Raw genomic sequence first — 22025 nt, 5'->3', positions numbered from 1 at the left:
CAGCCTTAGCGCAACGGGGGCGCAATCATCAGCCCGCCTTGGGTCCACAGGGCATTCTGGCCACGGGGCAGTTTCAAGGGCGAGCCTGGGCCCAAGGTGCGGTCAAACACCTCGCCATAATTGCCCACCTGTTCAATAATCCGCCGCACCCACAGTTTGTCCAGGCCCAGTGGCTGGCCCAAGTCATCGCTCAGGCCTAAAAGGCGTTGCACAGCAGGGCTTTGGCGGTCGGGGTCAGCCAGTGCGCGGGCCACGTTCGCTTGCCCAAGGCCCGCCTCTTCGGCTTCCAGCAAGGCAAACACCACCCAACGCACGACCGAGAACCAGGCTTCATCGCCACGGCGCACCACGGGGCCCAAGGGTTCTTTGGAAAACACCTCGGGCAGAACTTGGTGGTCTTGAGGGCGGCCCGACTTGCTGGTTTTCAGGCTGACCAGCGCCGACACATCGGTGGAAAAGGCTTGGCAGCGGCCCGAAAAGTAAGCCTTGGTGGCTGCTTCAAAGTTGTCATACACAATGGCTTTGGCGCGTATGCCCTGGCTGCGCAGGTATTGATTGAGTGTTTTTTCATTGGTGGTGCCCGACTGCACACAGATTTCCGCGCCGTTCAATTCACGGGTGGACTTCACGCCAAACCGCGTGTGCACCAGAATGCCTTGCCCATCGTAGTAGGTGATGGCGGCGAAGGTGAGGCCCAGGCCTGCATCCCGCCCCAGAGTCCATGTGGTGTTGCGCGACAACACATCCACCTGCCCGGCCTGCAAGGCGGCGAAGCGCTGTTGGGCGCTCAGCGGAATGAATTCAACCTTGTTGGCATTGCCCAGCACCGCAGCGGCCACGGCGCGGCACACGCTGACGTCCAGCCCGCGCCATTGGCCGTCAGAGCCAAGCGCAGAAAACCCCGGCACCCCGTGGCTGACCCCGCAACGCAGACTGTCACGCTGACGGACCGCATCCAGTGTGGCCCCGGCATGGCCCAGGGCAGGCAACAGCAACAACAGTAAACACAGGGCTCGAACCACGATAAAGGCCACTCATCGGCTGTACCAGCGGGCCACCTTGCGCTGTAAGACTCCCAAATGTTCCTGGATGGCCAATGTGCTGTGGGCCAACGCACGCGGGCTGGGCAACCATTGCCAGAACCGGCGCGGGGTGGGCTCTACGCGCACATCACACACCACAGGGTACACGTCAAAGCCGACGTGCTCAAACCACATGACTGAGCGTGGCATGTGGTAGGCCGAAGTCACCAGGGCGATTCGGTGTTGGCCGGGGCCCAAGGCATCGCGGGTTCGCAACGCATTCTCAAAGGTGGTGCGGGATTGTTCTTCGGTCAGCACGTTGTGGGCGGGCACCCCCAACTGCTCTAGCACGGTGCGCATGGCCAGTGCTTCAGTGGGCACGGTCGGGTCTTCGGAGAAACTGCCGCCAGAAGCCACCACCCGTGCAGACACGCCCTGTTTGTACAGGCGCGCCGCCTCAAACACCCGGTCAGCAGCTTCATTCATGTCGCCCATGGGGGGTGTTCCACGGTACGGCCCTTCAATGCCACCGCCCAACACCACAATGGCTTTGACTGGCCCATCCAGCGGGCGGGCTGCCTGCAAGGCGCGGCCTTGCTGTTCCAGGCCACCGAACAGCGCCTCGCTGACAGGGGGCGTGGCAAAGGCCAGCAATTGCAGGCCAGCCAGCCACAGCATGGCGGTGCGCAGGTGGCCACGCCCAAAGGCCCGGCACAGGGCCAGCGCAGTGAGCCACACCCAGACCCCCACAGGGCTGAGCGCCCAGATCGCCACTTTGGTCAGTTCCGCCAACACCGCTGAGTCCTCCGAGATGGCCCAAACAAGGCCGAATTAGTCATGACGCTGTGCAGCATTGTAGTGGCCCTCACCCAAGGGTTAGGCCGTTACACTGTTGAGAACAAACAACTGAATGCACGGTGAGCCCCATGCCCTTTCCCAACCACGAACTCAGCATGACAGTGCTGATGACCCCCGACATGGCCAACTTCAGTGGCAAGGTGCATGGCGGCCACATTCTGAAACTGCTGGACCAGGTGGCCTACGCCTGCGCCAGCCGCTACGCAGGCATGTATGTGGTTACCCTGTCTGTGGACCGTGTGCAATTTTTGCAGCCCATTCGTGTGGGCGAACTGGTGACCTTTCTGGCCAGCATCAACCACACCGGAACCACCTCGCTGGAAGTGGGCATCAAAGTGGTGTCCGAGGACTTTCACAAGGGTGTGGCCACACACACCAACAGTTGCTTCTTCACCATGGTCGCCATGAACGAAGAGGGCAAGCCTTCGCCTGTGCCCCAATACGTGCCGGAAACACCCCTGCAGAAAAAGCGGCACGCTGCGGCGGTGCTGCGCAAAAAACTGCGGCGCCAATTCGATGACGAATACGCCAAGGCGATTCAAACCACCGCCTTCTGAGCGTGTCTTGCCCCTGAAATGACAACAGGCTCCCAACAGGCTCACTCAATGAGCCCGTTGGTGAGCCTGTTGGGAGCCTGTCGGGCCCAGGAACTGCCGGGCTTACTTGGCCTGTTGCAGCACCAAGGGTTCTGCAATTTTGCGGGCGTCAATTTCAGCCTGGGTGAACGGCAGGGTCAACCACTGCTTGGCCGAATACGCTTTGGTGTAGTCGTCAAAGTGAGGGTTGGCCGGGTCGGTGGACAGGGAGTAGGTCAGCATCGCGTCGCTCTTGGGGGTGCCGTCGGCACGCCAAGTCACCGCCTGAATATAGCTGTTGCCATACACCACGTCGTAACCGGTTTTGCTCAAGCGCGACGGGGATGAGGACACGATGGTGAACGCCCCTTCCGGGCTGGTGCCGCCGAAAATCGGAATGCGTGTGTTCTTCTGCACGCCGCTCTGTTGCACGTCTTTCACCGGGGCATCGAACGCAAAGCCCGAGGCCTGCACCGCTGCAATCGCATCACCCAAGGCCAAGGCGGTGAACGGGTTCAGCAGGTTCAAGGTTTTGGGGGTGTTCACCGGGTCGGCCGGGTTAAAGCCACTGGCCCAGAAGTTGGTGGGCAAGGACACCGGCAACGCAGGCAAAGGAATGGCTGGCGGCAAATGCAACTGGGGCACACCCAGGGGCAAGCCGCCGGGGTTGGCAATGGCCCTCAGCCAGAACTCGCGCCACAGGTGGGCACCCTTGCTGTCCAGGTTGGCTTTGCCGTCCCAGGCTTTGAGGGCTGCACAGGCCGCTGCAGTTTGCACGGGCGGGCCGCTGGTGGTGGGCAAACCAGGCAACTGACACAGTTGGTCGGTCACGGTAGCCCGGGCCAGGGTGGCGGAGTAAATCTCGCTGTCCAGCACGATGTCCTTCAGGTTGTCCTGCGTGAACTTGTTGCCGGGGCGGCCATCCTGACCAGCCAAACGCCGTTCAGCCTGAAGAATGCACAGGCGTGTGCGCAGCGTGCGCTCGGCGTTTTCATCGCCAATGATGCGCGCAAAACCGGTGATGGGTTGGCGGGGGTTGGTCAGCCAGTAGCTGTCGTTGCAGTTGTGGACATAGTCCGTGCGTGTCATGGTCGGCAGGTTGCCGCCACCAAAAATGCCGGGGGCGGGGGCATCGCTGTCGGTGTCCCAAGCGCAGGCTTCTTTGCTGCCGTCCAGCACAGGCAGGCCCGGGGACAACTGGTTCACCACGGTGTGGAAAGGCTCGGCCTTGCAGGCGGCGGTTTTGGCGTTGCTCACATTGGGCACCACCGTCACATCACCGTAGTAGGCCGGTTTGTTGGGGCCGCTGGCCACGGTGTTCACCCAAGGCACGCCCAGCTCGGACTTGTGCAGGCTCATGAACTCTTCCAGCGAACCGGCCATGTTCCACTTGGCGAACTGGTTGATGAGGCGGTCGTTTTCCAGGTTGGCGTCGCGGATGGTGAAGGCCATCAACTGGTTCCAGCCCAGCACGGGAATGCCGCTCACTTTCAACACCATCATCGGCCCATAGTGCGACCGGTACAGCGTGCGCTGCATTTTGGTGACTGTGCCGTCGGCCTGCTTCACTTCAATTTCAGTGGGCAGGGCAATCATGTCGCGCGCTTGGCCGTCCACCATGTACTGGGTGGGGTTCTGCGGGTTGATCTGCAATTGGTACAGGGTAAAGCGGTAGGCGGTGGACACGGTGTGGCTCCAGGCCACTTTCTCGTTAAAGCCAATCAACACCGCAGGCACGCCGTACAGGCCCACACCCATGATGTCCATGGCTTTTTCGCCGTTCAGCTCCAAGGTGTTGTGTTGCAGGTAAAGCCGTTCGGTGCCGCGCCAGGGGAAGTGCGGGTTGCCGTACACAATCGACTGGCCGGTCTCTGACCCATCCTTGCCGATGGCGTACATGTTGCTGCCGAACTTGTCTTTGTCCTGCATCGCCGTGAACGGGTTGGGGTTGCCCTTGAGCAAAGCAACCTGCTGGGCCGGGCTCAACCGTTGAGCCTTGGCCACTTTCTGGCCTTTGCCCTGGCTGGCGGCGGGAATGGGTACGGGCAAGGCACTCAGGCCACCACCGGGGGGCTGGGCACTGCCAATTTCAGTGACAAACACCGAGCTGCTGGCCAGCACGGCCAGGCGCACAAAGCGGCGGTACATGTCAGCCGAAGTAATGGGCTGCAGCCATTCTGCGCCTGCGCAGGCCGCATGCGCAGTCACTTTACTGCCATCGGCCTTGGTGTACTGGTGCTTGCCTTCTTTCAACTCGGCTATGTAGCGGTTCACGCCGTCGGCATAGCCGTCCACCACCTTTTGATAATCGGGAATGGTTTTGTCGCGGGTGCGCTGCCAGGCGTTGCGCTTCACGCCATCGGCACCGGTTTCCTCATAGGCAAACAGGCTTTTCCAGAAGAAGTCGCTGTCGACGTTGTTGGACGTGTTGTCATTCGGTTCGATGGTGTAGGTGCCATCGGGCCCGAAGTAACGGGAACGCTCGCCGCGAATGGTCAACAGGTCTTCAAGGAAGACGCACAGGTTGTCCTGCGCAAAGGCATAGCCCTGGCCGTAGCCCAGGCTGCCGTAGTCTTTGGCGCGCACATGGGGAATGCCCATTTCCGTGCGGGTGATGCTGACGTTGTACTTCAGGTCCGCTTCGCTGGGGGTGGTTCGCCCATCCCCGCTGACCACGGTGTCATTGCTGCCCAGGCAGCCCGCCAACACCACAGATACTGCACCCACGGCCAGCCAGCGGGCTGGGCCAAATCCCCGTCCTTGTCGCACAGATGTCTCCTCCACTGCGAATTCAATGCCCCTGGCCGCATGCGGCTTGCCCGCGTTGGCGCGGGTCGTGTGTCTTTCTGGGGTCCGTTTGAGTGGTACTTGCAGGCCATCAAACTGGATGCGTTGGTGTAAGCACCGATAGATGGCCGCGCCACACGCATCCGACAATCAGGACATTCTGCGTTTCACGTCGTTTTGCCATGTCTGCTGCCCTGCCCACCCTGCCCCATTACATCAACGGTGCCGAATTCTCCCGCCCGGACAGCCTGCTGGCACCGGTCTACAACCCCAGCCTGGGCCGCGTCACCAAACAGGTGGCCCTGGCCGATGCCTACACGGTGCACAAAGCCGTGGCCAGCGCGCGGGACGCACTGCCGGACTGGGCCGCCAAACCGCCCTTGCAGCGGGCCCGCATCATGAACCGGTTTCTGGCGCTGCTGAATGAACACCGGGATGAACTGGCCCGGCTGATCACCAGTGAACACGGCAAGGTGTTTTCAGACGCGCAGGGCGAGGTGACCCGAGGCATTGAGATTGTGGAGTTTGCCTGTGGCATTCCCCAACTGCTTAAAAGCGATTACACCGAACAAGTGTCCACCGGCATCGACAACTGGACCACACGCCAACCCCTGGGCGTGGTGGCAGGCATCACCCCGTTCAACTTTCCATGCATGGTGCCGTGCTGGATGTTTCCCGTGGCCTTGGCCTGCGGCAACACCTTTGTGCTCAAGCCCAGCGAACGCGACCCGTCCGCGGCCAACTTCATGGCTGCACTGCTGACCCAGGCCGGCTTGCCCAAGGGTGTGTTCAACGTGGTTCATGGCGACAAATTGGCTGTGGACACCTTGCTGTCGCACCCCGATGTGTCCGCCTTGAGCTTTGTGGGATCAACCCCCATCGCACGCCACATTTACGAGACCGGCGCCAAACACGGCAAACGGGTACAGGCACTGGGCGGGGCCAAAAACCATTTGCTTGCCATGCCCGATGCGGACCTGGACCAAGTGGTGGATGCCTTGGTGGGTGCTGCCTACGGCAGCGCGGGCGAGCGCTGCATGGCCATCTCGGTGGCTGTGCTGGTGGGTGATGTGGCCGACCGCATCATGCCCAAGCTGGCCCAGCGGGTGCGCGCACTGCGCATCACTGACGGCATGAACGCCGAGGCAGAAATGGGCCCCATCGTGAGCGCCGATGCCCTGGCCCGCATTGAAGGCTACGTGCAAGTGGGTGTGGACGAAGGCGCGCAACTGGTGGTGGATGGGCGGGGTGTGAAACCCGCTGGCTTTGAACAGGGCTTTTACACGGGCGGCACTTTGTTCGACCATGTTCAGCCGCATATGCGGATCTACAAGGAAGAAATTTTCGGCCCCGTGCTGTGCTGTGTGCGCGTGCCCAGTTTCGCGGAAGGGCTGGCCCTGATCAATGCCCACCAATACGGCAACGGCGTGGCCTGCTTCACCCGCGACGGTGCCACCGCCCGTGAATTTGCGCGGCAGGTTCAGGTGGGCATGGTGGGCATCAACGTGCCCATTCCAGTGCCCATGGCGTGGCATGGTTTTGGCGGCTGGAAAAGCAGCCTGTTTGGCGACCTGCATGCCTACGGCGAGGAAGGGGTGCGCTTTTACACCCGTCAAAAATCCATCATGCAACGCTGGCCCGACAGCGCCGTCAAAGGCGCGGAGTTCACCATGCCGGTGTCCAGCTAACCCCCTTGAACTAGACCCGGCCCTTCATTTTGGAGGGCGAACCTGCTTTGCTACACTGGGCCGCTTGTGCAATCTGGGGCTGCCCGGGCATGACTCAGGAATTCAAAGCAGGTGGCGTGGTTGCGCTGGGCGGCATGGCCCAAGCCATCGTTTACGGGCTGATGGCCTTTGCGCCCTTGGGTGCCCCCGGGCTGGCCTTGGGTGTGTATGCTGGCTTGGCCAGTGCGCTCATCGGCTGCAGCATTGGTGCGCTGGGTGGCCGGGCGCCCGTGCAATTCGGCGGGCCACGCTCGTCAACTGCCCTCATTCTGGCGGGCTCGCTGCTCACCTTCATGGCGCACACCCCGCACATTCCGACCCTGCTGGGCCTGCTTGGCCTTGAAGTAATGCTGGCTGCAGGCTTTGTGCTGCTGGCCGAACGGCAGGGCGTGGGGCGGCTGATGCAACATTTGCCCGCCCCTGTGTTAATCGGCATGAACACCACCTTGGGCCTGTTTTCCGCGTACACCCTGTTGCCCGCCATGGCGGGTTACCCGGTGTTTGCCAAACTCAATACCGTGGTGGCCCAGCCTGCGCTGTTCTCCCCGTGGGCCTTGGTCATCTCACTCACCACAGCGGGCATTCTGGTGTTTTTCAGGCTGGTTCGCCCCAACCCCTTGGGCTTGCTGATTGGCTTGGCCGCAGGTTTGGCCTTGCATGCACTCACCTTGGGTGTGCAGCACAACCTGACTGTTCAAACTGGCCTTGCACTGCCTTGGCCCAGCACGTCGGATTGGGCACTGGGCTTTGCCCAAGCGCTTGAACTCATCTACAGCACCCCCAGCCTGGCTGTGCAACTGCTGATGGGTGCAGCCGTCATCAGTCTTTTGGTGGTGCTGGAAAGCATGCAATCGCTGTTGCAGGTGGACCAAACCTTGAACCACCGCCACAACACCCGCCGCGAACTGGGCACCAAGGCACTGGCCAACCTGCTGTGCGGGCTGGCCTGCGCACTGCCCAGCGCCAATTACGCCTCACGAAGCAATGCCGGGCTGGGCGTTGGTGCGCGCAGCCGCGCCAGCGAAGGCTGGTGTGCATTGCTGCTGGCTGTGTTGTGCTGGGCCTGTGTGCCGGTGTTGCCTCAACTGCCCCTGAACATTCTGGCCACGCTGGTGGCCGTCAGCTCGCTGTTTTTGATTCAAGGCCAAACCCTGCGCTGGATAGGCCGGTTTCTAAACCCCTGGCGCCGCAACAGCATGGACGCCACAGAACGCTTCACCGTTTGGGTGGTGCTCACCATGCTGGCTGCAGCGGGCATGAGCAACCTGCTGGTCGGCACCTTTGTGGGTGTTCTGTTTGTGGCCGTTTACTTCATGCGCCAGCAAAGCCAGGGGGGCCTGCACACCATTGAACATGGGCCGTCGGCCCGGTCGCGCACCCTTCGCCCGCAAGCCGATGTCCAAGCCCTGTCCACAGTCATGCAGGGGTGCTGCCGGGTCACGCTGGAGGGCAGCCTGTTTTTTGGCAACGCCGCCTCGCTGGCCATTCGCCTCACCGATGAGTTGCAGGTGCAGCGGGCGGTTATTCTGGATTGCTCTGCGGTGCGGTTGGTGGACGAAACGGCGGCCTTGGCCCTGCAAAGGGCTTTCCTCGGCCCCCTGGCCAGCCTGAGGGCCCGCACCTGTGTCGTCATGCCCGGTGTCAGTGTGGGTACGGCCGACTGTGAATGGCTTGAACGGCTTGTCCAGCGGTGTTCCCTGTTCAGTTGCTGGTCGGCCGATGACGCCTTCTTCTGGATCGAAAACCTGTTGCTCAGCGAACAAAGCTCACCCCGTGAGCCTGAAGACGAACCCGACAACGCCCAAGTGCTGGCCCAAACCACACTGACCCACCGAATGAACAACACCGACCTTGCAACACTCGCCACGCACTGGGCACGCCGCCCCGTGCGCGCTGGGGATGTGTTGTTTCGCCAAGGCGACCAGGCCCAAAGCCTGTTTGTGCTGACCCACGGCCAGTTAAGCGCCTGGCACCACAGCGGCCTGCGCAGCGAACGCGTGGTGCGGCTGACTCGCGGTTGCGTGGTGGGGGAAATGGCGCTGGTGGATGGCCAGCCCCGCTCAGCCACTGTGGTTGCTGACCTGCCCGGCACCGTGCTGGAGTTGTCGCTGAGTGAATTTCAGCAGCTTCCCGACCCACTGGCACACCAATTGTTGCAAGGGCTGGCCAGCGAGCTGGCGCAACGCGTACGCGCCGCCAACCAAAGCCTGGCGCTGGTTCAGCACAGCGGCCACTAGGGCAGCCACCCCACCTAGAGGGAATCCTCGTTGTGGGCAAGGTCGGCATGCCGTATGGTCACGGGTGTAAACGCACCCACCTTCTGTGTTGAACCATGAACAAAACCGAGTTTCAAAAACGGTACGGCAACACCATCCGCAAGCCCAAACTCAGCCTTTTGCTGGGCGAGACCACCACCCCGCTTGAAGCCGCCAAGTTGGCGGTTCAGTGGCGCTTCCTGCCGCGCAAAAATGTGGGGCAAGGCCAAACCGTCCTGCTGCTGCCGGGCTTTGGGGCCAGTTCATCGGCCATGAGCTTGGTGAAACGCTACCTTGAATCGCTGGGCTACAAGGCCGAATACTGGAGCGCGGGTTTCAACAACGGGGAAGTGGGCAAACTGATGCCCCGCGTCATTGCCGACATCAAACGGCTGGCTGAAGAAAACCAGGGCCCGATCAAACTGGTGGGCTGGAGCTTGGGCGGCTACCTGGCCCGAGAAGCAGCCCGTGAAGTGCAGCACCATGTCAGCCGCATCGTCACCTTGGGCAGCCCCGTGGTGGGCGGGCCCAAGTACACCGCGTTCAAGGGCCTGTACGACCTGAAAGGCACCGATGTGGAATCCATTGAGAACGCCACCCTGAAACGGTACGAGCACCCCATCGTGTGCCCCATCGTGGCCCTGTACTGCAAAAAAGACAGCATTGTGAGCTGGCAGGCCTGTATCGACCGCTTCTCGCCCAACGTCGAGCACATCGAGATTCAAACCCCACACACCGGCATGACAGTCAGCCGCGAGGTCATGGACCTGCTGCCCTACGCCTTGGGCACCCCACTGAAGTGAGGCGCCTTGACGGCTTCAGCGGGTCTGGAGCCGAAAGTCGATGACCACTTCATCGGCCACCAAACTGGTGTCGCCCCAGTCGCCCGAAGCGCCCACTTTGTAGTCCAGGCGCTTGATGCTGGCCTTGCCTGCAAACTCCTGTTTGCCGCCCGCTTTGGCAGTCACCGTGACTGGAAACTGAATGTTTTTCTTAATCCCCCGGATGGTCAGGTCCGCTGTGGCCTGAAAGGCTTTGCCCGCGGGCTTCACACTGACCAGCGTCAAGGTGGCTTGGGGGTGTTTGGCTGAATCAAACCAGTCCGGCTTGGCCACTTCCTTGTTGTACATCGGGTCGCCCAAATCAAAGCTGGCTGTACTCACCGTGAGTTGGCCTTTGGCCTGTTCAGGCTTGGCCGCGTCAAAAGCAATGTCGCCACTGAAAGTTTTGAAGTCTCCACTCACGGGCACATTGAATTGTTTGAACGTGGCACGCACCAGGCTTTGGGCAGGGTCCACCGGGGCGGCTTGGGCTACTGAAACACCCGCCAGCAGGCTGGCCGCCAACAAGCCACGCTGCATCATTCGCATCGAATACATCAACAACTCCATCAATCCACTCGCAGGCCGGGAATCATCCGGCCAAAAATTCGGTCACGGTCTATGACATGGTGTTTGACGGCCATCAACACATGGCCAATCACCACCACCATCAGCGTGGTGGCGGACACCTTGTGCAGAGTCTGAAACAGCGCTTTAAGTTCCGCGTTGCGCTCAATCAGCACTGGCAATTCGATCACCCCAAACCACACCACCGGGTAACCAGCCGCCAGGCTGAACAGGTAACCGAAGCTGGGCACCGCAATCATCAGGACATACAGCAGGGCGTGGCCCAGCTTCACGCCGCGAATCATGCCCGGCCCCCAGTGGGGCGGGTAATCGGGCTTCTGGCTAAAGCCACGCACCACCAGGCGCAGCATCACCAACATCCACAAACTGACGCCCAGCCATTTGTGCCAGTTGTACAGCTTCAATTTGGTGGGGGTAATGCCCGGAATCTCCACCATGTACAGGCCCACACCAATGGCGGTCCAAATGCCCAACACCATCAGCCAGTGGATCAGCACCATGGGCCAGTTGTAGGTTTTAACGCGGTTCAGGTTACCCACCGTCTTCTCCTTGTTGCGGGCCCCCGGGCCCAACACCCTGCTTTCAATGGAATTCCAAAGGCTTGCAGCGCAAATGTCCTTGGGATTTACAAACGTTTCAAGATAGAATTTACCGTTGTTTTTTGAAGGCAACCTTCGCACCGGGCCAAAACGGTTCATTCAGTGGTGCGGTGGGGCTGCTTCAGGTTTCCCAATACTCCAATTACAAAGACAGGATGTGGTATGAGTGACTCCAACGAACACGAATTGCTGATCAAGACCCCCAAGCAGCTGATTGTTGCTGTGGTTGCAGCGTTTGTGGTGCCGATTTTCATCATTGTATTGCTGGCCAACTACGTGTCCACGGGCAACAAACCGGGCGCGGGTTCCAACGCCCAAGCGCCCGAATCCGTGGCTGAGCGCATCAAGCCTGTCGGTCAAATTGAGTTTGTGGATGCCAATGCGCCCAAAGTGCTGAAAGCCGGGATGGACGTTTACAACCAGTCCTGCGGTGCCTGCCACAACGCGGGCGCGGCTGGCGCACCCAAGTTTGGTGACAAAGGGCAGTGGTCTGCCCGCCTGAGCCAAGGCTTCGACACACTGGTGAAACACGCCGTGGGCGGTTACAAGGCCATGCCAGCCAAGGGTGGCAACGCCGACCTGGATGACATCGAAGTGGCCCGCGCCGTGGCCTACATGGGCAAAGAAGTGGGTGCCAACTTCAAGGAACCTGAGGCCCCAGCGCCTGCCGCAGCCCCCGAAGCGGCCAAGTAATCTTCTGCACTGCGCAGGCTGGGGTGCTTCAGCGCTCTGGCCCCAGCAGGCTTAATCCAACGCCGGTGAATATCAGCATCGCGTTGTCCACCACATGGTCCACGGGCTGCCGGCAACCGTCCAGCGCCCAGCGGGCGGCCATGTACAGCACCGACCCCACCAAGCCCGAGGCCAGCAGGGTTGAATCCAGATGGGCGCTTTGGCCCTCGCCCTTGTTGCCCTGTTTGGCTTGCTCAATCAGTGGGCGCGCCAGCGTCTCCAGCATGTCCACAAAGCTGTACAGGGTTTTCAGGGACAGTTCTTCCAAATGGCGGTTCACCGTCAGCACTTCCACCAAAATGATGCGCGCTGCTTCAGGCTGTTCTTTGAACTGCGTGAAAAACACGCGCAGGCCAGTGGCTGTTGCGTGGGCCAGGCCTTCATCGTCCATGCTCAACAACACGGCTTGCAGGCGGGCCTTCAGGGTGTCGGTGATGTGCAGGTAACACGCGGTGAACAGCATTTCTGCGTTGGCGAAGCTCTCGTAAAAGTAGCGCTCAGTCAGGCCCGCCTCCTGGCAAATGCCCTTCACCGTGGCCGCGTGGTAGCCGGTGGTGCCAAAAATTCGAATGCCCGCATCAATCAGCTTCATCCGCCTCTCGGTTTTGCGGGCTTCATTGCTCACGCCCCGGTATCGGCGACCGGCCGTTGCGTTGGCTGGGGTGGGGGCATTGGCACTCATGATTGGAATCGGTACTCAAAAAATAGGCATTGACAGTATGAGGGACGCTGGATAAATTGACAACCAAGATTGTCACATTCCAATCGGCTGACCTGCACCCTGCAAGTCCACCCCACCAAAAAACGGAGACACACATGAAATCATTCAAAGGCAAAGTGGCCGCAATCACTGGTGCAGCGTCCGGCATGGGCCGCACACTGGCCCTGCAACTGGCCCGTGAAGGCGCCTCCCTGTCGCTGTCCGACGTGGACACCAAAGGCCTGGCCGAAACAGTGAAACTGGCCAAAGCCGCTGCCGAAGAAGCCGGTCAAGACGTGAAAATCACCAGTCAGGAACTGGATGTGTCCAGCCGTGGCGAAGTGTACGCCTGGGCCGACAAAACCGCCAAAGACCACGGCAAAGTAAACCTGGTGTTCAACAACGCCGGCGTGGCTTACGCCTCCCCCATTGAAGACATCGACTACGACAAGTTCGACTGGATCATGGGCATTAACTTCTGGGGCGTGGTGTACGGCACCAAAGCCTTCCTGCCGCATTTGAAAGCCTCCGGCGACGGCCACATCATCAACACCTCCAGCCTGTTTGGCCTGTGTGCCCAGCCCACCCAGTCCACCTACAACGCCACCAAGTTTGCGGTGCGTGGCTTTACAGAAAGCCTGCGTCAGGAACTGGACTTCCTGAACTGTGGCGTGTCAGCCACCAGCGTGCACCCCGGCGGCATCAAAACTGCCATCGCCCGTAAAAGCGTGGCGTCGCCTGCCATTGAAAAATTCACCGGCACCGACCCCGAAGCTGGCAAGCAATTCTTCGAGAAGTTCTTCATCACCAGCGCTGAAAAAGCGGCCGACATCATTCTGAAAGCCGTGAAAAGCAACAAGCGCCGCGTGCTGGTTGGCCCAGACGCTGTGGCCATGGACGCACTGGTGCGCACACTGCCTGAGTCCTATCAAGCCATCATCGTGAGCCAGATGAAGAAAATGCGTGACAAGGCCCTAGCCCGCAAAACACGCAAAGCGGCCGAAGCCAAAGAAACGCAAAAGGCCTGAGTGTGACCACACTGCTGCTGTTCGGGTCCACCGGTGTGGTGGGCCTGGAAGTGCTCAAGCAGGCCTTGGCCAATCCACTGGTCAGCCGGGTAACGGCAGTGACTCGCCGGCCGTTGCCGGCCAGCCTACTGGCCCAGCACGACGGCAAGCTGAGTAACCCTGTGGTGGACATGGCGGCCTTGCCCGCCGAGGCACCGTGGTGGCGGGCTGACGCCCTGATCTGCACCTTGGGCACCACCATCAAGCAAGCAGGTTCTGCCGACCGCTTTCGGGCCATCGACCTGCATTTGGTCCAAACCGTTGCGCAAGCGGCCGCACAGCATGGCACACACACCTTCGTGTTGAACTCGTCCACCATGGCCAACCCCCAAGCGCGCGGGCTTTACCTGCGCACCAAAGGCGAGGCTGAACAATCCGTGATGAACGCAGGGTTCAAACGTGTGGTGCTGGCTCGGCCCGGTTTACTCGACGGCCATCGCGAAGAATTCCGTTTGGGCGAAGAAATTGGCATCAAGCTGTCTCGCCTGGCCAACCCCTTGCTGCCCAAACGCTGGCGCAGCGTGAAGGTGCCCAAACTGGCGCAAGCGATGCTGGCCCAGGCGCTGGGCGGCACACCGGGTGTCACCATTCTGGAATCCGACGCCTTTCAGTAAGGCGCCCGCACTAAGCCGATTTGTTCAGCAACCCCTTCAAGGCCGCCAAGCGGTCCTTGGGGCTCATCTTGGGTGTGTCATCGGGCATGTCCTTGTCGTCGTCCAGTTGCAGTTCCTTGATGAACCGTGACGGAAAACAACTGACCATCTCCCGTGCTTTGCGCCGCTTGCGGCACCAAGTGATGTTCAGGCTGCGTTGCGCGCGGGTCACCCCCACATACATCAGGCGGCGCTCTTCTTCCAGCCTGTCTTCGGTCAGCTCACGCCCTTCCCCATCGCCGAAGCTGGGCAGAATGCCCTCCTCACAGCCAATCAAAAACACATGGGGAAACTCCAAACCCTTGGACGCATGCAGCGTACTGAGCTGCACCGCGTCAGGGTGGCTGTCCTCGTCCTGCCGGTCCAGCATGGTGATCAAAGCCACTTTCTGGGTCAAATCCAGCAGGTTTTCCCCATCAGACTCGCCCTTCTCGCCCATCCACTGCACAAAGTCCAGCACGTTCTGCCACTTGGACTGCGCACCGCGTTCGTCGTGCTGCTCATACAGCCACTGCTCATAGCCAATCGTGCGAATCAGCTCATTGAGCAACTCGCCCGCAGGCTCGCGTTGGGCGCGGTACTCCAGGTTGTTGATGTAAGTGCCGAAGGTGCGCAGGGCATCCACCATGCCCTCGTTCAAATGGCTTTCAATACCGGTTTCAAACAGGGCTTCGAACAGGGACACACCCCGGCCTCCCGCGTAGGTGCCCAGGGCCTCCAGCGTTTTCTGGCCAATGCCGCGCTTGGGCGTGGTGACGGCACGAATGAACGCTGGATCATCGTCGGAATTGACCAGCAGGCGAAGGTAGGCCAACACATCCTTGATTTCCGCGCGTTCAAAGAAACTTTGCCCGCCACTGAGAATGTACGGAATCTTCTGGCGACGCAGGGCCTGCTCCAGAATACGCGCCTGAAAGTTACTGCGGTACAGCACGGCATAGTCGCCATACCGGGTGCGGCGCTCAAACCGGTGGCCACTGAGCATCATGGCCAGTTGCTCAGCCTCATGCTCGTCGTCATTCATCGCGGTCACCACAATCGGCTCGCCAGCCCCGTGCTCACTCCACAAAGTTTTGGGAAACAGCTTGGGGTTGTTTTCAATCAGGCGGTTCGCCGCCTGCAAAATGCGCAACGTGGACCGGTAGTTCTGCTCCAGCTTGATCACCTTCAACTGCGGGTAATCCTCGGTCAACTGGCGCAGGTTTTCCAGCGTGGCACCGCGCCAGGCGTAAATGGCCTGGTCATCGTCGCCCACGGCAGTGAACATGGCGCGTGGCCCGGCAATCAGGCGCAGCAAGTCGTACTGGCAGGCATTGGTGTCTTGCACCTCGTCAACCAACAAATACCGCAACCGGTTTTGCCAGCGGTTGCGCACGTCCTCATTGGTGGCCAACAAGCGGGTGGGTTTCAAAATCAGGTCATCAAAGTCCACGGCCTGATAGGCCGCCAGCGTGGCCTCATAACTTTTGTACAGGCGGGCAATCTGGGCATCGTCCTCGGATTGCGCCTGCGCCAAGGCGGCATCAGGGTCAATCAGGCCGTTCTTCCACAGGGAAATCACCCCCTGCGCCTTGCGAATCAGTTGCTTGTCGGTGGTGCCGTACAACTGTTGCACCAGCCCGTAGGTGTCGGTGGAATCCAGAATCGAGAAGCGCTGCTTCAAACCAGCGTGCGCGTGCTCTTCCCGCAGAATGTGCATGCCCAGGCTGTGAAAGGTACACACCAACAGGCCCTTGCCTTCACCATCATTCAACAGCTTGGACGCCCGTTCCTGCATTTCCCGGGCCGCCTTGTTGGTGAAGGTGACTGCCGCAATGTTCCGCGCCTGCACGCCTTGGTTTTGAATCAAGTGCGCGATCTTCTGGGTGATCACGCGCGTCTTGCCCGACCCGGCACCCGCCAGGACCAGGCATGGGCCATCCACATAATGAACGGCTTCATTTTGGGCTTTGTTCAAACCAAACGACATGGGGGGGTCAACTCAAGAAGACTTTCACTTTAACAGAGCACAGCGCGGGGTAAGCCCCTCACAGGTCAGTGGGGTCCACTTCCACAAACCAGCGCACCGGCCCACCGGCCTCGTACAGGCCCTCAATCCAGCGGCTCAGAAAACGCTGCAAGGCCGGGCGGCTTTCACTTTCCACCAACAATTGCGCACGTTCCACCCCAGCCACCTTCACCACCGTGAGCGGCACCGGGTCGCACAGAAATACCGGGGCATCCGGGTCCACCAAAGCCTCACCCAAGGCCCGGGCAGTGCGCAGGAAATCAATGCATCGCGCCAGTTGGGTGTGGTCTGCACGCAGCGTGGCCTGAAACGCAAAGGGCGGCATGCGGGCCTCGCGGCGCGCCTGTAACTCATAGGTCGCAAACTGCGCGTAATCATGCGCCTTCAACGCCTCAAACACAGGGTGCTGCGGGTAGCGCGTCTGTACCAGAAAACGCGCCTCTCCACCCCGGCGACCTGCCCGGCCTGCCACTTGCATCAACTGGGCGAACAGACGCTCCGGCGCACGGTAGGCGTGCGAAAACAGCGACGCATCCACATTCAAGGCCAACACCAGGCTGACCTTTGAAAAGTCATGCCCCTTGGCAATCATCTGCGTGCCCACCAACACATCCGCCTCACCGCTTTGGGCTTGGTCCAGCATGGCTTGCATCTGGCCTTTGTTGCGGGTGCTGTCGGCATCAATGCGCAACACGCGGGCCCCGGGCATCAGGTGGCTCAGGGTTTCTTCAATGCGCTGGGTGCCCCGGCCAAACCCGGTCAAATCCTGATTGCCGCAGGTGGGGCACTGGCTGGGCACGCGCTGGGCAGCACCGCAATGGTGGCAGCGCAAAGCCCGCTCGCCCTTGTGCCACACCACATGCGCACTGCAATGGGCACAGTTGGCGACCCAGCCACAGGCCCCACAGGCCAATTGCGGTGAATAACCACGGCGGTTGAGAAACACAATCGACTGTCCCCCTGCCTCAAACGTGGCCAACAAGGCCTTCATGGCAGGCTCGGACAAACCGTCCTTGGGCTGGAAGTTGGCGGTGTTGATCAACTCCACCTGCGGCAAGCGCGCCCCTGGAACGGCGCGGCGGGTCAAATCCACCCGCTTGAACTGCTGCTCCTGCGCCTTCAGCCAGCTTTCCAGCGACGGCGTTGCCGAACCCAACACCACAGGCACCTGATGAAGCTTGGCCAACAGCAAGGCCAGATCGCGGGCGTGGTAACGAATGCCGTCCTGTTGTTTGTAGGACGGGTCGTGCTCCTCGTCCACAATCACCAAACCCAGCCGGGGCATGGGTGTAAACACGCCCATGCGCGTTGCAATCACCACATCAGCGCGGCCCAAAGCCGCTTCAAACCAATGCTGGGTACGCGGGGCTTCACTCAAGCCACTGTGCTGCACCACCACCCGGTAGGGCGCAAGGCGCTCTTCGTACAGGCGTTGGGCTGCAGGCGTCAGGTTGATTTCCGGCAACAGCACCAACACCTGCTGGCCCGCCTGAATCTTGGCTTGGGCCAAGTGCAGGTACACCTCGGTTTTTCCACTGCCGGTAATGCCGTACAGCAAAGCCGGGTCAAAACCTGTGGTGTCGGTCAGTGCGCGCAGGGCCTGTTGCTGGTCATCGGTCAGCACGGGTGGGGTGTTGTTCCTTGCCGCACCAGCGTCTTCCTGCGGCGGAGTCATTTCCATGGCCTTTTTCCGGGCACGGCGCACCATCACAGGCTCGTCACCCTTGGCATTCAGAACACGCAGCGCCTTGGGCAAGCAGTCCAGGGCAGCCATGCCCAAGGGGTGGTGATAGTACTGAGCGGCAAACTCGACCAAGGCCTTCCATTCACCTTGCAGCAGGTCTCCCTCATCCAACAGGGCTTCAACAGGCTTGATCGTCGTGCCCTCAGGGACGGAATCCACCGCCCCCTGCACCAAGCCAATTCGTCGGCTTTTGCCCCAAGGAACAATCACCCGCTGCCCAAAACAGGGTGGGGTATCGAAGGCCCAACTGTAGGTGAATGCCCCCGGCAAAGGGACAGACACCAGGACGCCCACCAGCGTGGGGGATACCCTTCTGGTGGATTCGTTGGCATCCTGAATGGGTGAGTTCTTCACAGCTTACTTTAAGTTAGAAGCCAAGTGGTTCAGAAGCCGAGGGTTTATGCCCAAGCCGCTGAGGGGCTGTGGATAACTTTGTGGACATCTGGGAAACGGGAGTGCAATTGCAAGTGACAAGTCACATTGATTTGTCAAGTCTAAATCTTACACTTCTCAATTACACCATTCAGATCAACAAGTTACTTCAATTTCGTGGGCTGCAGGCCTTGCTGCGCCGCACATGAGATATTCACACTGCTTGGTGTAAAAATGTGTATAACTCACTGAGCGCGTTGGCGTTTGCTGTAGTTGTGCACCGCGTTCACCATCACAGTCACTGCCTCCGGGTCGGTGAATTGGGAAATGCCGTGGCCCAAATTGAACACATGGCCCACCCCGTTTTGGGGCACCCCGAAGCTTTCCAAGGCCTTGGCCACCTCCGCCTCAATCTGGGGTGGGTTGGCAAACAGCACATTGGGGTCGAGGTTGCCCTGCAGAGCGCAACGTTCACCCACGCGGGCGCGCGCCTGCCCCAGGTTCACGGTCCAATCCACCCCCAAGGCGCTGGCCCCGGTGCTGGCCAAGTCCTCCAACCACAAGCCGCCGCCTTTGGTGAACACAATGCTCGGGATGTGTTCTTTGAATGAGCCCCGGTTGGCTTCCAGCGGCAAGGCCTGAACAATGCGTTTCAGGTACGCCAGGCTGAACTGCTGGAATGCGCCATCGGCCAAGGCACCGCCCCAGCTGTCAAACACCATCACCGCCTGTGCACCCGCCTCAATCTGCGCCTTCAGGTACTGAATCACCGCCTCGGTGGTGACTGACAAAATTTGGTGCATCAAATCAGGCCGCTTGTACATCATGGCCTTGACCTTGCGAAAATCGCTGCTGGAGCCGCCCTCCACCATGTAACAGGCCAGTGTCCACGGGCTTCCGGAAAAGCCGATCAGCGGTACACGCCCACCCAACGCACCACGGATGGTGCTGACTGCGTCAGTCACATACTTCAGCGAAGTGCCCACGTCGGGAACGGCCAATTTGGCCACATCGGCTTCGTCCTTGATCGGGCTTTTGAACTTGGGCCCTTCGCCCTCTTCGAAATACAGCCCCAAGCCCATGGCATCGGGCACGGTCAGAATGTCGGAGAACAGAATGGCTGCGTCCAGCGGGTAACGCGCCAGCGGCTGCAGCGTCACCTCACAGGCCAACTCGGGGTTGGTACACAAGCCCATGAAGTTACCCGCGCGTGCACGTGTGGCCCGGTACTCGGGCAGATAACGGCCTGCCTGCCGCATCAGCCAGACCGGTGTGTACTCGGTGGGTTCGCGGCGCAAAGCGCGCAGAAAAGTGTCGTTCTTGACCGGTGTGAATGTGCTCATTGGACGAGGTAGGGCGAAATGGTTTTACGCGCCCAGAAACAGGCGCTGGTGTTCGGTTTTCAGGCAGCGGTCCATGACAAAGGGCAGGCCTGCTGCCTTGGCCCTGGCCTCCACCCATTCATTGCGTATGCCTTGCTGCAACCACACAGCCCCTGCTCCGACATTCATCGCCTCTTCCAGCACCAATGGGGTGTGCTCTTCGCGGCGAAACACGTCCACCAAGTCAATCTTCAAGCCCGTGGCTTCGTGCGCGGTTCGCAGGTCAGGGTAACAGGTTTCATTCATTAGCCCACTGGGGCGGCCATTGAGCAGAGGGTTGATGGGCAGAATGCGGTAGCCCACCGATTGCAGGTACTTCGCTACAAAGAAACTTGGCTTGTGGGCCTGGGAAGAAAAGCCCACCACCGCAATCGTCTTGGTGTTGGTCAACAGCTCACGCAATGCCTGATCATTCATAGCAACCCTGTCTGGCGTCGCGGACGGCCCGCGCCATGTGTTCATCCCGCCATTGTGCCTGAAAAACCATGGGCCTTGATCCACCCCAGCCCGGCTCTCGTGCCTGCACGTGGGCGGTACTCACACCCCAAGGCCCCCTGATACCCCAAAGCACGCAACTCATCCAGCACACGCGGCAGATTCAGTTCACTCCAGTCGGGCTCATGGCGCTCGGGCACACCGGCAATCTGAATGTGGCGCACGCGCCCAGTGGGCAAGAACTGCCGCAGTTTGGTCACCACATCGCCTTCGGTGATCTGGCAATGGTACAGGTCCATCTGCACGCCAATGCGGCGTTCTCCGCTTGGGTCCAGTTGCGAAATCAGGTCGTGGGCCTGCTGCTGGGTTTTCAGAAAGTAGCCCGGCATGTCCCGGGAGTTCAGTGGCTCAATCAGCCAGTCGATGGGGTCATTGGCGGTCTGGCTCAACAGCCAGTCCATGTTCTTCAACCATGGGTCTTGGGCGTGCTGCCGCAAGGTGGCTTCAGGCGCGCCAGCAGATTGGCCTGCCCAGCAGGCCAGGGTACCGCTCATCACGTGCACACAAGGTGCATTCAATGCCAGGGCTGTTTCCCGCGCCATCTCAACGCTGGCGCGAAATTCACCCACGCGCTGCGGGTCACATGCCAAGCCACGGTCACCGGCCTGCCAGTTCCCCGGCGGTGCGTTGAACAAGGCCCATCTCACCCCGGTGGCGGCCATCAGGGTCAGCCAGTCCGAGTTGGGCACCTCATAGGGAAACAGGCACTCCACCCATTCAAAGCCATCCTCTGCCGCGCGCAACAGCCGTTCATGAAAAGGCCACTCGCCATACATCAGGCTAAGGTTGGCAGCCAGCCTCATGGGGTGAATACCAGGTTCGAATCAAAGAAGGGGTTCTCAAACACCGCCGAGCTGGGTTGAATGTCGCCTTTGTCCATGCGGCGGGCCTTGCCCTTCTTGCGCACATAACCGCGCGGGTTCACCAGCACGCGGGTGGCCGCATCCGGGCCATGGGCCAGGTAATCGAAGGAATCGTGCATGTGGCCGTGGGCCCACACATCGGCCCGGCCCATCAACTTCCCAAGGTCAGACACAAAGGCCGCATTGATGGGGCTGAGGTTAAAGCGCGGGTGAATGCTCAAGGCATGGGGCGCATGGTGAGTCACCACCACGGTTTTACCCTCGAACGGTTCGGCCAAGGCGCGTTTGAGCCAGTCCACATTTTCGTGGTGCAAGGCAATGCTCATGGCGGGCGTGAACTGCTTGCCCCGGTAACGGATCAGTTTGTAGTCGGGCAAAAAGGCTTTGGCCACCAATTCCGCACCCATTCGCCAAGCAGGCTGAATGTTGAAATCGGTCCACAGGGTGCAGCCCAAAAACCGAACCCCGTTAACCACCACGGCCCTGCGCTGCAAATAATGCAGGCCAAGTTTGTCGGCTTTTTCTGCCAACTGCTGGTCCAGAATTTCAATGTCATGGTGGTAGTACTCGTGGTTGCCGGCCACATAAATGTGGCCTTGGCCGCCCACTGCCGCCAGCGCATCCAGGCCCGCAGTGCCTTGATGAATGTCACCGGCCAACACAATGAGGTCTGCGCCGCGTCGCGGTTGGGGAACCTGTGCGAACGCGGGCAGAGACTTCAGGGTTTCCAGATGGAGATCAGAATACAGTGCAATCCTCATGCACTTATTCTAGCGT

General features: G+C 60.4%; 19 protein-coding genes. 7 read left to right on the top strand and 12 right to left on the bottom strand.

Annotated elements, in window-relative coordinates; genetic code table 11:
- Nucleotides 1–5: 5 nt before the first annotated feature.
- Both ACK4FF_RS01835 and ACK4FF_RS01830 read right to left on the bottom strand, forming a co-directional pair.
- Nucleotides 6–1022, bottom strand: a complete 1017-nt coding sequence (locus ACK4FF_RS01835) for an amino acid ABC transporter substrate-binding protein (protein WP_409704004.1) — start codon at nt 1020–1022, stop codon at nt 6–8.
- Nucleotides 1023–1034: 12 nt separating this feature from the next.
- Complete coding sequence (locus ACK4FF_RS01830) at nt 1035–1817, bottom strand: YdcF family protein (RefSeq protein WP_409704002.1); 783 nt, start codon at nt 1815–1817, stop codon at nt 1035–1037.
- 131 nt (nt 1818–1948) lie between these two features.
- Here ACK4FF_RS01830 and ACK4FF_RS01825 point away from each other — a divergent pair, with 131 nt between their 5' ends.
- Nucleotides 1949–2437 (top strand): acyl-CoA thioesterase, encoded by a 489-nt coding sequence (locus tag ACK4FF_RS01825; protein WP_409704000.1) that lies wholly within the window; start codon nt 1949–1951, stop codon nt 2435–2437.
- Nucleotides 2438–2539: 102 nt separating this feature from the next.
- Here ACK4FF_RS01825 and ACK4FF_RS01820 read toward each other — a convergent pair whose 3' ends face one another.
- Nucleotides 2540–5224 (bottom strand): penicillin acylase family protein, encoded by a 2685-nt coding sequence (locus ACK4FF_RS01820; RefSeq protein WP_409703998.1) that lies wholly within the window; start codon nt 5222–5224, stop codon nt 2540–2542.
- Between the two features lie 200 nt (nt 5225–5424).
- On the opposite strand from ACK4FF_RS01820, the gene ACK4FF_RS01815 reads away from it, so the two are divergent.
- The 3 genes from ACK4FF_RS01815 (at nt 5425) to ACK4FF_RS01805 (ending at nt 10027) form a co-directional block, all read left to right on the top strand.
- Nucleotides 5425–6930: a CoA-acylating methylmalonate-semialdehyde dehydrogenase gene (locus tag ACK4FF_RS01815; RefSeq protein WP_409703996.1), complete on the top strand. Its 1506-nt coding sequence runs from the start codon at nt 5425–5427 to the stop codon at nt 6928–6930.
- 89 nt (nt 6931–7019) lie between these two features.
- Entirely contained in the window at nt 7020–9206 is a 2187-nt protein-coding gene (locus ACK4FF_RS01810; protein ID WP_409703994.1) for a cyclic nucleotide-binding domain-containing protein, read from the top strand.
- Nucleotides 9207–9301: 95 nt separating this feature from the next.
- A complete protein-coding gene (locus ACK4FF_RS01805; protein ID WP_409703992.1) occupies nt 9302–10027 on the top strand; it encodes an esterase/lipase family protein in 726 nt (241 codons plus the stop codon).
- Nucleotides 10028–10042: 15 nt separating this feature from the next.
- Here the strand turns inward: ACK4FF_RS01805 and ACK4FF_RS01800 are convergent, their stop codons facing one another.
- Together ACK4FF_RS01800 and ACK4FF_RS01795 are read right to left on the bottom strand one after the other, a co-directional pair.
- Nucleotides 10043–10603: a YceI family protein gene (locus tag ACK4FF_RS01800; protein WP_409703990.1), complete on the bottom strand. Its 561-nt coding sequence runs from the start codon at nt 10601–10603 to the stop codon at nt 10043–10045.
- 11 nt (nt 10604–10614) lie between these two features.
- Nucleotides 10615–11172, bottom strand: coding sequence for a cytochrome b (locus ACK4FF_RS01795; protein ID WP_409703988.1), 558 nt, complete (start codon nt 11170–11172; stop codon nt 10615–10617).
- 222 nt (nt 11173–11394) lie between these two features.
- Here ACK4FF_RS01795 and ACK4FF_RS01790 point away from each other — a divergent pair, with 222 nt between their 5' ends.
- Nucleotides 11395–11925, top strand: a complete 531-nt coding sequence (locus tag ACK4FF_RS01790; RefSeq protein WP_409703986.1) for a c-type cytochrome — start codon at nt 11395–11397, stop codon at nt 11923–11925.
- A gap of 28 nt (nt 11926–11953) precedes the next feature.
- On the opposite strand, the gene ACK4FF_RS01785 is transcribed toward ACK4FF_RS01790, so the two are convergent.
- On the bottom strand, nt 11954–12646 hold the full coding sequence (locus tag ACK4FF_RS01785) for a TetR/AcrR family transcriptional regulator (RefSeq protein ID WP_409703984.1): 693 nt from the start codon (nt 12644–12646) through the stop codon (nt 11954–11956).
- A 134-nt stretch (nt 12647–12780) separates the two neighbouring features.
- Between ACK4FF_RS01785 and ACK4FF_RS01780 the strand changes: the two genes are divergently transcribed.
- On the top strand, nt 12781–13692 hold the full coding sequence (locus ACK4FF_RS01780; RefSeq protein WP_409703982.1) for an SDR family NAD(P)-dependent oxidoreductase: 912 nt from the start codon (nt 12781–12783) through the stop codon (nt 13690–13692).
- A gap of 2 nt (nt 13693–13694) precedes the next feature.
- Complete coding sequence (locus ACK4FF_RS01775) at nt 13695–14345, top strand: NAD(P)H-binding protein (RefSeq protein WP_409703980.1); 651 nt, start codon at nt 13695–13697, stop codon at nt 14343–14345.
- 10 nt (nt 14346–14355) lie between these two features.
- On the opposite strand, the gene ACK4FF_RS01770 is transcribed toward ACK4FF_RS01775, so the two are convergent.
- The 6 genes from ACK4FF_RS01770 to ACK4FF_RS01745 form a co-directional block, all read right to left on the bottom strand.
- Complete coding sequence (locus tag ACK4FF_RS01770; protein WP_409703978.1) at nt 14356–16353, bottom strand: UvrD-helicase domain-containing protein; 1998 nt, start codon at nt 16351–16353, stop codon at nt 14356–14358.
- Between the two features lie 58 nt (nt 16354–16411).
- A complete protein-coding gene (locus ACK4FF_RS01765; protein WP_409703976.1) occupies nt 16412–18490 on the bottom strand; it encodes a primosomal protein N' in 2079 nt (692 codons plus the stop codon).
- 263 nt (nt 18491–18753) lie between these two features.
- On the bottom strand, nt 18754–19851 hold the full coding sequence (gene hemE / locus ACK4FF_RS01760) for a uroporphyrinogen decarboxylase (protein WP_409703974.1): 1098 nt from the start codon (nt 19849–19851) through the stop codon (nt 18754–18756).
- A 24-nt stretch (nt 19852–19875) separates the two neighbouring features.
- Nucleotides 19876–20307, bottom strand: coding sequence for a CoA-binding protein (locus ACK4FF_RS01755; protein WP_409703972.1), 432 nt, complete (start codon nt 20305–20307; stop codon nt 19876–19878).
- Nucleotides 20308–20348: 41 nt separating this feature from the next.
- Nucleotides 20349–21188: a hydroxypyruvate isomerase family protein gene (locus ACK4FF_RS01750; protein WP_409703970.1), complete on the bottom strand. Its 840-nt coding sequence runs from the start codon at nt 21186–21188 to the stop codon at nt 20349–20351.
- On the bottom strand, nt 21185–22009 hold the full coding sequence (locus tag ACK4FF_RS01745) for a metallophosphoesterase (RefSeq protein ID WP_409703968.1): 825 nt from the start codon (nt 22007–22009) through the stop codon (nt 21185–21187). The genes ACK4FF_RS01750 and ACK4FF_RS01745 overlap by 4 nt, the downstream gene beginning before the upstream one ends.
- Nucleotides 22010–22025: the final 16 nt, after the last annotated feature.

The sequence above is a fragment of the Limnobacter sp. genome (assembly GCF_046297615.1).
In the GTDB taxonomy this organism is placed as follows: Bacteria; Pseudomonadota; Gammaproteobacteria; order Burkholderiales; family Burkholderiaceae_B; genus Limnobacter.
Note: the sequence above shows the minus strand (reverse complement) of the source record. Positions and strands in the feature narration are given on the sequence as shown.